Annotated in this window: 13 protein-coding genes; 8 read left to right on the forward strand and 5 right to left on the reverse strand. The window is 73.1% G+C overall.

Going from position 1 to position 13197, the window contains the following annotated elements; genetic code table 11:
* Positions 1-12: 12 nt before the first annotated feature.
* Positions 13-1095: a hypothetical protein gene (locus tag ABZ939_RS18155; RefSeq protein WP_361855527.1), complete on the reverse strand. Its 1083-nt coding sequence runs from the start codon at positions 1093-1095 to the stop codon at positions 13-15.
* Positions 1096-1216: 121 nt separating this feature from the next.
* On the opposite strand from ABZ939_RS18155, the gene ABZ939_RS18160 reads away from it, so the two are divergent.
* The 3 genes from ABZ939_RS18160 (at position 1217) to ABZ939_RS18170 (ending at position 5123) form a co-directional block, all read left to right on the forward strand.
* The gene (locus ABZ939_RS18160; RefSeq protein ID WP_361855652.1) at positions 1217-1654 is read left to right on the forward strand and encodes a DUF4442 domain-containing protein; all 438 of its coding nucleotides are present in this window, start codon (positions 1217-1219) and stop codon (positions 1652-1654) included.
* A 146-nt stretch (positions 1655-1800) separates the two neighbouring features.
* A complete protein-coding gene (locus ABZ939_RS18165; protein WP_361855530.1) occupies positions 1801-4407 on the forward strand; it encodes a glycoside hydrolase family 3 N-terminal domain-containing protein in 2607 nt (868 codons plus the stop codon).
* 62 nt (positions 4408-4469) lie between these two features.
* A complete protein-coding gene (locus ABZ939_RS18170; protein ID WP_361855533.1) occupies positions 4470-5123 on the forward strand; it encodes a DedA family protein in 654 nt (217 codons plus the stop codon).
* A gap of 107 nt (positions 5124-5230) precedes the next feature.
* Here the strand turns inward: ABZ939_RS18170 and ABZ939_RS18175 are convergent, their stop codons facing one another.
* Entirely contained in the window at positions 5231-5758 is a 528-nt protein-coding gene (locus ABZ939_RS18175; protein ID WP_361855536.1) for a gamma carbonic anhydrase family protein, read from the reverse strand.
* A 122-nt stretch (positions 5759-5880) separates the two neighbouring features.
* Here ABZ939_RS18175 and ABZ939_RS18180 point away from each other — a divergent pair, with 122 nt between their 5' ends.
* Complete coding sequence (locus tag ABZ939_RS18180) at positions 5881-6648, forward strand: acyltransferase (RefSeq protein WP_361855539.1); 768 nt, start codon at positions 5881-5883, stop codon at positions 6646-6648.
* 50 nt (positions 6649-6698) lie between these two features.
* Here the strand turns inward: ABZ939_RS18180 and ABZ939_RS18185 are convergent, their stop codons facing one another.
* The gene (locus ABZ939_RS18185; RefSeq protein ID WP_361855542.1) at positions 6699-7565 is read right to left on the reverse strand and encodes a DMT family transporter; all 867 of its coding nucleotides are present in this window, start codon (positions 7563-7565) and stop codon (positions 6699-6701) included.
* A gap of 118 nt (positions 7566-7683) precedes the next feature.
* Between ABZ939_RS18185 and ABZ939_RS18190 the strand changes: the two genes are divergently transcribed.
* Together ABZ939_RS18190 and ABZ939_RS18195 are read left to right on the forward strand one after the other, a co-directional pair.
* Positions 7684-8256, forward strand: a complete 573-nt coding sequence (locus tag ABZ939_RS18190; protein ID WP_361855545.1) for an XRE family transcriptional regulator — start codon at positions 7684-7686, stop codon at positions 8254-8256.
* 44 nt (positions 8257-8300) lie between these two features.
* Positions 8301-8858 (forward strand): YbaK/EbsC family protein, encoded by a 558-nt coding sequence (locus ABZ939_RS18195; RefSeq protein ID WP_361855548.1) that lies wholly within the window; start codon positions 8301-8303, stop codon positions 8856-8858.
* On the opposite strand, the gene ABZ939_RS18200 is transcribed toward ABZ939_RS18195, so the two are convergent.
* Both ABZ939_RS18200 and ABZ939_RS18205 read right to left on the reverse strand, forming a co-directional pair.
* Positions 8851-9273, reverse strand: a complete 423-nt coding sequence (locus tag ABZ939_RS18200) for a CoA-binding protein (RefSeq protein ID WP_361855550.1) — start codon at positions 9271-9273, stop codon at positions 8851-8853. The genes ABZ939_RS18195 and ABZ939_RS18200 overlap by 8 nt on opposite strands.
* Before the next feature lie 174 nt (positions 9274-9447).
* Positions 9448-10935: a long-chain fatty acid--CoA ligase gene (locus tag ABZ939_RS18205; protein WP_361855553.1), complete on the reverse strand. Its 1488-nt coding sequence runs from the start codon at positions 10933-10935 to the stop codon at positions 9448-9450.
* Positions 10936-11109: 174 nt separating this feature from the next.
* Between ABZ939_RS18205 and ABZ939_RS18210 the strand changes: the two genes are divergently transcribed.
* Both ABZ939_RS18210 and ABZ939_RS18215 read left to right on the forward strand, forming a co-directional pair.
* A complete protein-coding gene (locus ABZ939_RS18210; RefSeq protein WP_361855556.1) occupies positions 11110-12513 on the forward strand; it encodes a helix-turn-helix domain-containing protein in 1404 nt (467 codons plus the stop codon).
* 37 nt (positions 12514-12550) lie between these two features.
* On the forward strand, positions 12551-13177 hold the full coding sequence (locus ABZ939_RS18215; protein WP_361855559.1) for a YigZ family protein: 627 nt from the start codon (positions 12551-12553) through the stop codon (positions 13175-13177).
* Positions 13178-13197 lie beyond the last annotated feature (20 nt).

A 13197-nucleotide genomic window follows, 5' to 3' on the forward strand; every position in this document is an offset into this window, starting at 1 on the left:
GTACGGAGCCCGTCAGGACGAGGCCGGGGCCAGTCGCACCGTCGAGAGGATCTGCTGGATCGTGGCGTCCGGCAGCTCGTCCTTGACCCCGTCGGCCGCGTAGAGCACGAACGACGAGAAGTCGCCCTGGGAGTTCTTGAAGGAGAACGCGAGGGACTTGCCGTCCGACTCGCACTTGTTCCGCTTCTTGATCCCCGGGGCGGTGGCCGTCGCCACGCTGCCGACGAGCCCCGACTTGGTGGTGTACGGCACGGCCTTGGTGATCTTGATCGTGCCCTTGGGCATGTGCTGGGCGTAGCCGGCCCACACCCAGTTGCCGGCCTCGTTGTACGCCGCCTCCGAGGTGTCCTTGGCGCCCTGGCCGCCCTTGGTGCCCGCGCTGCTCAGGCCCCAGGTCTCCTCGGTGCCGTTCTTGTCGGTGTCGAACGAGCACCACTTGCTCTTGTAGCGGGTGGGTGCGGACATGGTGACGACCGGGGAGCCGTCGCCCTTCTTCTCGTCCTCGAAGAAGGTGACGGTGCCGGGCTTCAGCACCTCCCACTCCGGCGGTACGTCGAACAGCGTGCCGTACTTGGGGTTGTGGACGACCTTCCAGCCCGGGATGGTCGGCTGCTGCTGGGCGTCGTCGCGCGGGTTGTCGAGCGCGGGGGACGACGAGGCGGAACTGGGGGCCGACGAGGACGGCTTCGGGTCGTCGCCGGCCTTGGTGTTCTTGTCGTCGTCCTTGCCGAGGACCAGGTAACCGGTGAGACCGGCGGCCACGACCACGGCGGTCGCGGCGACGATGGCGATGACGGTCGTCTGCTTCTTCTTGCCGTCACCCGGCCCGCCCGGCTGCGGCGGAGCGCCCGGCACCTGGTACTGCGGCACGGTCGGCTGCTGGTAGGGGTTGGGCTGCTGGTACCCCGGCTGGGCCGGCTGCTGGGGGTAGCCCGGCTGCGTCGGCGGCTGCTGAGGGTATCCGGGCTGCTGTTGGTACCCCGGCTGCTGATACGGGTTGGGCTGCTGCTGCGGATAACCCGGCTGCTGGTACGGGTTCTGACTCTGGTCCTGCGGGTTCTGCTCGCCCCCGGGCGGCTGCTGTCCTGGCCACATGGCCAGTAACCATAGAGGTGTGGCGGGAACCCTGCTACGCCCGCCCCCGTCCGGGCTCACGGCGCCGGGGATGGCCTTCGCTGCTACTCGTGGGTAACATCGCGGCATGAGCGCAGACCAGATGTCCGTCGGCGAGATGCTCGCCGCCACGGTTCCCATGGCCAGGACCCTCAACCTCGAGTTCCTGGAGACCACTTCCGAGCGTGCCGTCGTCCGCCTGCCGGACCAGGCCGACTACCACAACCACGTCGGCGGCCCGCACGCCGGAGCCATGTTCACGCTGGCCGAGTCCGCCAGCGGCGCGATCGTCCTGGCCGCCTTCGGCGACCAGCTGAGCCGCGCGGTGCCGCTCGCCGTCACCGCCGAGATCGGCTACAAGAAGCTCGCGATGGGCGTCGTCACGGCCACCGCCACCCTGGGCCGCCCGGCCGCCGACGTCGTGGCCGAGCTGGACGCCGGCGCGCGCCCGGAGTTCCCGGTCCACATCGCGATCACGCGCGAGGACGGCGCCGTGACCGGCGAGATGACGGTCGTCTGGACCCTGCGCCCGAACTCCTGACAGGGACGCCGCCGGCCGCCCCCGCATGCCCATCCGGATGCGGGGGCGGCCGCTTCAGCGGGGCTCCGGCAAAAATGACGGGCCGTCACGCATAGTGCGCTCACCGCGTCAACGCGGCATCCGCCTCCGTGCGAAGGAGCAGCACCGTGTCAGAAGCCGAGTCCCGTGAGTTGTACCTCCCGCCGGACGGCTCGGAGGCCGACCCTTCGTCCCCCGCGCCGGGTGCGCCGCGCGCCCGTGGCGCCTCAGGAAGCCTCAAGGGCCGCCCGCGCCCGGCCCCGTCGACGCGGGCCGCGACCGACGGGCGGCTGCCGCGCAGGGCCGCGCTGTGGCTGCTCGGCGGGGCCGTCGTCGCCGCGACCTCCGTGGCCGCACCGGCGCGCGCGAATCCGGCGCCCCGCAGGGCCGGCCGGGTCGACACGCTCCTCGCGCGGCTCACCCTCGACGAGAAGGTGGCCCTGCTGCACGGGGCCAGGGACCCGAAGAGCCTCGGCCAGGCCGGTTACGTACCCGGTGTGGCACGGCTCGGCATCCCGGCGCTGAGGCTCGCCGACGGGCCCGCCGGCGTGCGGGTGAAGCGCGCCGCCACCGCTCTGCCCGCCCCCGTCATGCTCGCCGCCACCTTCGACCCCGGCCTCGCCCGCGCCTACGGCAGGGTCATCGGCCGCGAGGGCCGCGCGCTCGGCCAGGACGTGCTGCTGTCCCCGATGGTCAACCTGATCCGCACCCCCTACGCGGGACGGAACTTCGAGACCTTCTCCGAGGACCCCCTCCTCTCCGCCGACCTCGTCGCCGAGGAGATCCGCGGCATCCAGGCCGAGGGCCTGATCGCCACGGTCAAGCACTTCGCCCTCAACAACCAGGAGACATACCGGACATCCATCGACGTCCGGGCCGACGAGCAGACCCTCCACGAGACCGAGCTGCGCGGGTTCGAGGCCGCCGTCGCCGCCGGAGCGGGGGCCGTCATGGCCGCGTACAACAAGGTCGACGGCGTGTACGCCGCAGAGAACGCGGCGCTCCTCACCGATGTGCTGCGCACCCGCTGGGGCTTCGACGGCTGGGTGATGAGCGACTGGGGCGCCACACACAGCACCGGGCCCGCCCTCTCCGCCGGCCTCGACATGGAGATGCCGTCCGGCGCCCGCTACGGCGACGCACTCAAGAAGGCGGTGCGGGAAGGCCAGGTGGCCGAGGCGGACGTGGACCGGGCCCTGCGCCGCATCCTCTCCGTACGCGAACGGTTCAGGCTCCTCGAGGAGAATCCGCGACCCGAGCGTGACGCGGCGTCGGGCGCCGCCGTCGCCCTGCGGATCGCCACCGCCGGAGCCACCCTGCTGCGCAACGAGAGCGGGATGCTGCCGCTCACCGGCCGCGCGGCCCGCTCCCTCGCCGTGATCGGCCCCACCGCCACGGTGCCCTTCGTCAGCGGCGGCGGCAGCGCCCATGTGGTCCCCGACTCCGCCGCCCGTCCCCTCGACGCGATCCGGGCCCGCGCCGGCGACGGCGCCACCGTCACGTACGCCGTCGGCGAGGACCTCTTCGGACGGCCCCTCCCCGCCTCCGAGCCCCCGGCCGAGTGGGAGAACCTCACCGTCGCGGCCGGCGCCACCTGGAGCTACGAGGGCACCCTCGACGTTCCCGAGGACGACCGCTGGACGTTCCTCGTCCACTACAGCGGCGCCCGCCCCTCCGTCACGCTCGACTCCACCGAACTCTTCCCCGTCCGTCCGGGCGGGGAGGACGTTCTGGTGGGAGGGCTCGAGAGGCGCGCCCCCGACGGTCTCGCCGTCCGCCGCGCGACCGTCGACCTCACCGCCGGCACCCACCGCCTGACGGTCACCGCCCGTGGCGGGGCGGCCGGCCAGCTCGTCCGGCTCCGCGCCATCAGCGACGCCGGGCGGGCGGAGGACGTCGCGGAGGCCGTGCGCACGGCCCGCGCCGCACGGAGCGTCGTGCTCTTCGCGTACGAGGACGCCACGGAGGGCGAGGACCGTACGAGCCTCGCGCTCCCGGGTCATCAGGAGGCCCTGATCGTCGCGGTGACGGCGGCCAACCCCCGTACCACCGTCGTCCTCAACACCTCCTCCGCCGTCGCCATGCCCTGGCTGGAGCGGAGCGCCGCCGTGCTGCAGATGTACTACCCCGGTCAGGAGGGCGCCGCCGCCACCACGGCCGTCCTGTTCGGCGACGCCGACCCCGGCGGACGGCTCACCCAGACCTTCCCCGCCGCCGAGGACCGGCACCCCACGGCGGGCGACCCGCGGCGGTACCCGGGGCGGGACGGGGTGGAGGAGTACAGCGAGGGCGTCCATGTCGGCCACCGCTGGTACGACGCCCAGCAGGTGGAGCCGCTGTTCCCGTTCGGGCACGGACTCTCGTACACCACGTTCGGGTACGAGGGCCTGGAGGTCGAGCCCGTGGCGGACGGCGGACTCGCGGTCACCTTCACCGTACGGAACACGGGCGGTCGGCCCGGGACCGAGGTGGCCCAGGTCTACGTCGGCCCCTCGCCCGACCTCGCCGCGCTCGGCGTCGACCAGCCGGCGCAGCTCCTCGCCGGGTACCGGCGCCTGGAGCTGGCCGTGGGCGAGCGGTGCCGGGTGACCGTGCCCGTCGCCGCCCGCACCCTCTCCTCCTGGGACGTCGCACGGCACGGCTGGGTGCTCGGGACGGGCCCGCGTGGGGTCCGGGTGGCCGCCTCCTCACGCGATCACCGGCTCACCACGGAGGTCGTCGTGCGAACCCGGTGAGCAGGTAGGCTGCCCCGGCGTGCGCGACGCGGCGCACGCCTTCGACACGGGAGGAATCCGCGTTGCACGTCCAGGAGTGGCTGGAGACGATCCCCGCGGTCGCCGTCTATGCGCTGGTGGGGGTGGTGATCGGGCTCGAGAGCCTGGGCATCCCGCTGCCCGGCGAGATCGTTCTCGTGAGTTCGGCCCTGCTGGCCTCGCAGCACGGCGACATCAATCCGTACGTCCTCGGCGCCTGCGCCACGGCCGGCGCGATCATCGGCGACTCGATCGGCTACGCGATCGGCCGCAAGGGCGGGCGGCCGCTGCTCGCCTGGCTGGGGAAGAAGTTCCCCAAGCACTTCAGCGAGGCCAACATCGGGCTGGCCGAGCGGTCCTTCGAGAAGTGGGGCATGTGGGCGGTCTTCTTCGGCCGCTTCGTCGCCCTGCTCCGGATCTTCGCCGGACCGCTCGCGGGCGTGCTGAAGATGCCGTACTGGAAGTTCGCCATCGCCAATGTCTTCGGTGGCATCCTCTGGGCGGGCGGGACCACGGCCGTCATCTACTCTGTGGGCATCGTCGCCGAGGCATGGCTCAAGCGGTTCTCCTGGCTCGGCCTGGTGCTCGCCGTCGTGATCGGCCTCGCCTCGATGCTGATCCTGAAGAACCGCGCGAAGAAGGCGGCGGCGAAGGCGGAGTCGCCCGCCGAGCCGGTGCCGGTGACGGTCGGGGACTGACGGCGGCGGTTCGACGGCGGTACGACCGCGGGCGACTGCGGACGACTGCGGTACGGAGAAGGGCGCGGCGCCCGTGATGGTGCCGCGCCCTTCTCCGTACCCGGGGTTCAGTCTCCGAACGCCTCGGCATGGCCCTTGGCCAGGTGCAGGTACATCTCCGCGTTGAGGCGGATACCGGCCCGCTCCTCCTCGGTCAGCGGGCGCCTGACCTTGGCCGGGACGCCCGCGACCAGCGAACCCGGCGGGATCTCCATCCCCTGCGGGACGAGCGCCTGCGCCGCGATGAGCGAACCGGCGCCGACACGGGCCCCGTTGAGGACCGTGGCGCCCATGCCGACCAGGACGTCGTCCTCGATCGTGCAGCCGTGGACGGTCGCGTTGTGGCCGACCGTCACGCGGTCGCCGATCGTGACCGGGAAGCCGGGGTCGACATGGACCGTGCAGTTGTCCTGGATGTTGGAGTCCTCGCCGACGGCGATGGGACCGCAGTCCGCCCGCAGTACCGCGTGGTACCAGACGCTCGCGCGGGCGCCGAGCGTGACGTCGCCGAGCACGACGGAGGTCGGCGCGGTGAAGGCGGTCGGATCGACCTGCGGCTCCTTGCCGCCCACGCCCTTGATCAACGCCTCTGTCATCGTTCGCTCCTGATCCCTCGTCGTTGCGTCTCGCCCTGCGGGGCAATCTAGCCCCCGCCTCATGACGGACATCACAGGGCACCCCCGTGATCAGGTACGACAGCGGGGACTACCGTGTCCGGGTGCCCAGGAACAGAAACACGTTCTCATCTCTCGCCGCGTGGCGGCGCCGGGTTCTCGCCCGAGCCGTGCAGGGCGGCTGGCGCTGGGTGCAGGAGGCCGGCGCCGTCACCGCCGAGCACCCCGGGCGGCTGCGGTTCCGTCGCCTCGGCGCGGGCACCCGGCTGGCCTTCCCGCAGGGGACCGTCTTCGGTGAGCAGTGGATCGAGATCGGTGAGTGCTGCATCATCGCCGAGCAGGTCACCCTCACCGCCGGCATGCTGCCCGGACTCGACCTCGGCCCCGACACGGTCCTGACCCTGGGGAACGGAGTCGTCCTGGGGCGTGGCAGCCATGTCATCGCGGACAACTCGGTGACGATCGGCTCGGACACGTACTGCGGGCCGTACGTCTACATCACCTCGACCAACCACAGTTACGACGACCCGGACGAGCCGGTGGGCAGGCAGTGGCCGCGCTCCGAGCCCGTCGAGATCGGGCCGGGCTGCTGGCTGGGCACGGGCGCGGTGATCCTGCCGGGCGCCAGGCTCGGCCGCAACGTGGTGGTCGCGGCGGGCGCGGTCGTACGGGGAGAGGTCCCGGACCACTCGGTGGTGGCCGGCGCGCCGGCGAAGGTCGTGCGCAGCTGGGACCCGGAGCTGGGCTGGCAGCCGCCGCTGCGGACGCCGGCGCCGGTGCCGGTACCGGACGGCGTGACGCACGAGCAGCTTGCCGCGCTCGCGGCATGGGAACTGGCGGACGCCGACCCGTCCGGAGCGCCCGCGTCCTGACCGGCGGCCGCCGTCTTCGGGTCGTCGCCGGCCCCCGTCGTCAGCCGTCGTCAGCCCGTCGCGAGCAGCACCGTGCCGACCAGGGCGAGGCCCGCGCCCGCCGCCTGCACCGCCCGCAGCCGTTCCTTGAGCACCCCGCGCGCGGCCAGCGCCGTGACCACCGGGTAGAGGTTGGCCAGGACGGCGGCGACGGTGACCGGACCGTTCTGCGCCGCGATCGAGTACGTGCCGTTGGCGGCGACGTCCGCGAGGCCGACGAAGGCGAGCGCCGGGAGAGCCGCCCACACGACCTTCATCCCGCCGCCCTCGGGCAGCGCACGGCCACCCCGCTTCACGGAGACGTACAGCGCGCCGCCGCCCACCACCACGTTGGTGACGCGCTGCACGAACAGGGCCAGGAACAGGCCGGTGAGGGTCGACGACGCCTCCGCGATCAGGGCCATCACCGAGCCGAAACCGAAGGCCGCCACCAGGGTGAGGAGCACCGCCTGGCGCTGCACGGGCGCGCCGCGCAGCTCCGGTCCGCCGGCCAGGACGACGCCCACGATCGCCACGCCGATCCCGGCGAACTGGAGCAGTCCCGGCCGGTCGCCGATGAGCAGGCCCACCGACACGGGTACGACCACGCCGAGCGAGCCGAGCGGGGAGACCACGCCCATCGGGCCGAGCGCCAGGGCCTTGTAGAAGCAGAGCATGGCCACCGGGCCGACCACGCCCGCGGCGACGGCGTACCAGAGCTGCGGCCCCGCCTCGCTCCAGCCGCCGGTGGCGATCACAATGGCACCGAGGACCACGACCGCGATCGTCTGTGAGGCGACGACGACCGTCAGGGCGGGCATGCGCCGGGTGAGCAGCCCGCCGCCGAAATCGGCCAGTCCCCAGAGCAGGGCGGTGGCCAGGGCGAACAGCGCGGTCATGGAATCCTCGCAGGGTGGTGGTCTCGCAGTACAGTGCGGTGTACAGCTGAGTACACCGCGATAGACCACACGGTAGTTCAGTCTGTTGAACTCTGTCATCCAGAATATTGGACGGAATGTGTCGGACCTCGATCAGCTCACGCAGTCGCTCGCGCGGAACCTGAAGCGGTGGCGCAATGAACGCGGTTTCACGCTGGACGCGCTCGCCGCCCGGGCAGGGGTCAGCCGCGGCATGATCATCCAGATCGAGCAGGCCCGCACCAACCCCAGCGTCGGCACCACGGTGAAGCTGGCGGACGCGCTCGGAGTCTCGATCACGACCCTCCTCGACTACGAGCAGGGCCCGCAGGTCCGCCTCGTCCCGCCGGAGCAGGCCGTACGCATGTGGTCCACCTCCACCGGCAGCCACACCAAGCTGCTGGTCGGCACCGAGGCGCGCGGTCCGCTGGAGCTCTGGTCCTGGACGCTGATGCCGGGCGACGGCAGCGCCTCCGACCCGCACCCCGACGGCACCACCGAGCTGCTGCACGTCACGGAGGGGGAGCTCACCCTCGTCGTCGAGGGCGAGGAGCACACGATCCCGGCCGGTTCCTCCGCCGTCTTCGAGGCCAACGTGCCGCACGCCTACCGCAACGACGGCACGGAGAAGGTCGAGATGACCATGGCCGTCTCCATCCCGCCCGCCCGCTGAGACGACCAAACCCGGGGCGCGGACGGCTTGTTAGCGTGGCGCACATGCGCGCACCCATCGGAGACTTCGACAACGCCGTTCCCGCCTGCGACTGCCTCGACCTGCTCACGGAGCCGGTCGCCGCCGCGGTCCGCGCCTGGCAGGGCGCAGTCCCGGCCGACCAGCTGCTGTACGTGGACACCGACCCGGAGATCGCCGACACGGCCGTCTTCGTCGAGCACTACGGGGCGCGGCTGCTCGACGAGTCCGCGAACTGCGTGATCGTCGCCGGGAAGCGCGGCGAGGAGACCACCCTGGCGGCGTGCGTGGTGCGCTCGGCCACCCGCGTCGACGTCAACGGAGTCGTCCGCAAGCACCTGGGCTCCCGCAAGGTGCGGTTCGCGTCGATGGAGACCGCGACCGGCGAGAGCGGCATGGAGTACGGCGGCATCACCCCGATCGGGCTCCCCGCCGACTGGCCCGTCCTCGTCGACGCCACCGTCGTCGACACCGCATGGGTCCTCGTCGGAAGCGGCCGGCGTCGCGGCAAGCTGATCGTGCCGGGCAAGGCCTTCGCCCAACTGCCCGGCGCCGTCGTCCTGGAGGGCCTCGGCGTCAGCTGAGGCGCGGAATCTCGATCGCGGGGCAGCGGTTCATGACCATGTCGAGCCCGGCCTCGCGGGTGCGGGCGTACGCCGCCTCGTCGATCACGCCGAGCTGGAACCACACCGCCTTGGCGCCGATGGCCGCCGCCTCGTCGGCGACCTGTCCCGCGTGCTCGCTGTTGACGAACACGTCGACCACGTCGACCGGGAACGGGATGTCGGCGAGCGAGGCGTACCCCTGCTCGCCGTGCACCGTCTCCGCCTTCGGATGGACGGGCACGATCCGCTTGCCGTAACGCTGCAGCACGGCGGCCACGCCGTACGCCGCGCGGGCCTGGTTCGACGACAGGCCCACGACCGCCCAGGTGTCGCCCGTGGCGGTCAGGATCTTCCGTACGGTGTCCGACTCGGTCGTCGTGGTCTCGACGCTCATCCGCTGCCTCCCATGGCTCGTCCCTGTCCAGAACGAGCCGCGGGCCCCGGTGATTCCCGCCCGCCCGCTCAGGCGCCCCGGGCCCGCGGCTCGTCGTCGACCGCCTCGCGCACCCCGCCTGACGCCGCCCGCGTGGTCACCAGGGGCTCGGACGCGTCGGACCGGCTCGGCCCTTCAGACCTTCGTGACCAGCGCGCGCTTGAGGACCTTGCCGGTCGGCCCGAGCGGCAGCTCGTCGACGAAGCGCACCACGCGCGGGTACTTGTGGCGGCCGAGGCGCTCCTTCGACCAGTCGACGAGCTCCTCCGCCGTGACCGCGCCGGCGCCGGCGCGCAGCACGACCACCGCGCAGACCTCCTCGCCCCTGGCGTCGTCGGGAACGCCGACGACCGCGACCTCGGAGACCGCCGGGTGGCGGACCAGGACCTCCTCGACCTCGCGCGGGTAGATGTTGAAGCCGCCCCGGATGACCAGGTCCTTCTTCCGGTCCACGATGCTCAGATACCCGTCCTCGTCGCGGACCCCGAGGTCGCCCGTGCGGAACCAGCCGTCGACCACCGCGGCGGCCGTCGCCTCCGGGTCGTCGAGGTACCCCGCGAAGACGTTGTGCCCGCGCACCACGACCTCGCCGATCTCGCCGTCCGCGAGCAACCGCACCTCGCCGTCCACGCCCGCGTCCGCGACACCGATCTCGACGCCCCACACGGGGTGGCCGACCGTGCCCGGCCGGCGCCCGATGTGCGGCTGGTTGAAGGTGGCGACCGGAGAGGTCTCGGTGAGGCCGTACCCCTCGAGGACCTGGGTCGAGAACGTCTCCTCGAAACGTTCGAGCACGGCGACGGGGAGCGCCGCGCCACCCGAGACCGCGGCGCGCAGGCCCGTCGGCCGGGAGCCGGAGACAGCGGCCGCCTCCACCAGGGCGTGGTACATCGTCGGTACGCCCATGAAGACGGTGACCCCCTCCGCGGCCAGCACCTCCAGCGCCGCGGGCCCGCTGAACCGGGGCATGAGGACCAGCGTGGCCCCGGCCCGCAGCGTCCCGTTCATGGCGCAGGTCTGACCGTAGCTGTGGAACAGCGGCAGACAGCCGAGGACCACGTCCTCCCCGCCCAGACCGAGCAGGTCCTGCGAGGTCACGGAGGCGTTCATCACGATGTTGAGATGCGTGAGCCGGGCGCCCTTCGGCCGGCCCGTCGTCCCGCTCGTGTAGAGGATCACCGCCGTGTCGGCGGGCTCGGCCGGCTCGGGGGCCGGCAGCGGCTCCGCCGCCGAGGGGGCACCCTGCAGCGCGCGCACGCCTGCGGCCCGCGCCGCCTCCTCGGCCACCGGCCACAGCGGCCCGCCGCTGACGATCGCCACCGCCCCGCTGTGCTCCAGGACGTACCGGACCTCCTCGGCCACCAGCAGCGCGTGCACGGGCACGACCGTCGCGCCCGCGGCCAGCGCGCCGTAGTACACCCGCAGGAACTCCGTGGTGTTCGGCAGCAGTACGGCGACCCGGTCACCCGGCTTCACCCCCGCCGCGCGCAGCCCGGCTGCGCAGCGCAGCGCCTCGTTCCACAGCTCCCCGTACGTCAGCCGGGCCGCGCCCTCGACCACCGCGATCCGGTCGGGGAAGTGGCGGGCGGATTCACCCAGGACGCTGGCGACGCTCAGTGACATGACATGCTCCAGGAAACGCGGCGTTAACAAGGGCCTGACACGGACAGAATCCGCCCTGGTGCCGGTCGCACACCATGTGCACCTGCCCACCATGTGGCCGACGGCGCTGGGCAGCAGCCTCCTGGAAGTGCGTGAGGCGTGGCATTCGCCAAATTCCGGAGTTACGGTGCGGCCATGACGCACAGGTCCGCCGGGTCCGGCGGCGTGGGCGGGCACGCCACCCCCGGACAGGCCCGCTTCGGACGGGGCGGCGCCGCTTCCGCCTCCGGCAGCGCCCACACGCCCGTCGGCTCCGCCCCGGCAGCCGGCGCGCTGCGCCGCGCCCTCGCCACCTCGATGATCGACGACATCGACCGGCTCACGGACCGGGCGGTCGACGACATCCGCTCCCACAGCGGCACGTACGCCTCCGGCACCCCGGTCACCCGCGACGAACTGTGGGAGTTCGTCCGCGACAACCTGCTGCGCGCCCTGGAGGACTTCGGCGGCCTTCCTCCCACCGGCGGCGACTTCGAACATGCGGCCCGCGCGACCGGCCGCCGCCGGGCGGAGCAGGACGTGCCGCTCGACACGGTCCTGCGGGCCTACCGCCGTGGCGGGCGAGTGCTGTGGCAGGTGATGGCCGAGCACCTGAGGGCCAGGCCCGGGCGCGAGTCGGACAGCCGGGACACCGAGCTCGAGGTCGCGGGCGCCGTCTGGGAGACCATCGACCGCTACTCGGTGGCCATGGCCGACGCGTACCGCCTGACGCAGCTGGAGATGCAGAGCCGCCGGGACACGCGCAGAGTCGCCCTCTTCGAGGCCCTGCTCGACGGTCGCGCCGAGGACCCGGCCGTCGCCGCGGCCGCCTCCGCCGCGCTGGGCGTGCCGCCGCACGGCCGGTACGTCGTCGTGGTCGCCGCCCAGGATCCGGCCGCCCCGCCCAACCCCGCGCCCGTCCTGGAGGCACGCGGCATGTGGTCATTCTGGCGCCCCCGCGCCGGTCGCTACGCCGGCATCGTCCGGCTGCCGCGCGGCGCCGACGGCACGCCCGAGCTGCTCGACCTGCTGCGCCACCACACGGGCGCGACCGCCGGGGTATCGCCGGAGTTCGAACGGCTCTCCCAGGCCGGCCGGGCGCTGCGACTGGCCGAGCAGACCCTCCGTACGCTCCCCGCGGGCGGCGGTGAGGCGGCGGCGTTCGACGACCGGCTCGCGGAGGTGCTGCTCAGCGGGCGGGGCGACATCGCCGACCGGATCGTGGCCGTCCATCTCGGGCCGGTCCTGGCCACCGCCGGTGAGCGCGCCGCCCTGCTGCAGACCCTCCGGGTCTGGCTGGACAGCGGCTGCTCCGCCGCCCGGGCCGCCGAACAGCTCTACTGCCACCGCAACACGGTCCTCAACCGCATCAGCCGCATCGCGGAGCTCACCGGCCGGTCCAGCGAATCCGGCGACACCCGCCTCGGCTGGGCCCTGGCGCTACGGGCGCTGCCGTTCGCCGGGCGCGGCGAAGGGACGGGGGCCGGGACAGGGGCCCGGGCCGCGCACCCGCCCGTGGACCCGGGCCCGGACCGTGCGACGGACCGGCCCGCGGACTGAGTGCGGGGGCCCTCCCGCGGGCGCATAGGGTGGCGGGATGCAGGAGCAGTACCGCACGCTCGCCCGCGAGGGCGTGCACGAGACCGAGATCAACCGCTCGCGCTTCATCTGCGCGCTGGCGCCCGTCGCGACCGAGCAGGAGGCGCAGGAGTTCGTCGCGCGCATCCGCAAGGAGCACCCGACCGCCACGCACAACTGCTTCGCGTACGTCATCGGTGCCGACGCGGCCGTCCAGAAGGCGAGCGACGACGGCGAGCCCGGCGGGACGGCGGGCGCGCCGATGCTCCAGATGCTCATGCGGCGCGAGGTGCGGTACGTCGCCGCCGTCGTGACCCGCTACTACGGCGGGGTGAAGCTCGGCGCGGGCGGCCTGATCAGGGCGTACGGCGGCGTGGTCGGCGAGGCCCTGGACGCGCTCGGCACCCTCACCCGGCAGCGCTTCCGCCTCGCCACCGTCACCGTCGACCACCAGCGCGCCGGCAAGCTGGAGAACGATCTGCGGGCGACGGGACGGGCCGTGCGCGAGGTGGCGTACGCCGAGGGCGTCACCATCGAGATCGGTCTGCCCGACGCGGACGTGGAGGAGTTCCGGGCCTGGCTCGCCGACGCGACGGCCGGCACGGCCACGCTGGAGCTCGGCGGCGAGGCGTACGGCGATGCGTGAACCGGTGACCCCGGGAACGA

The organism is Streptomyces sp. NPDC046712 (assembly GCF_040645695.1).
GTDB lineage: Bacteria > Actinomycetota > Actinomycetes > Streptomycetales > Streptomycetaceae > Streptomyces.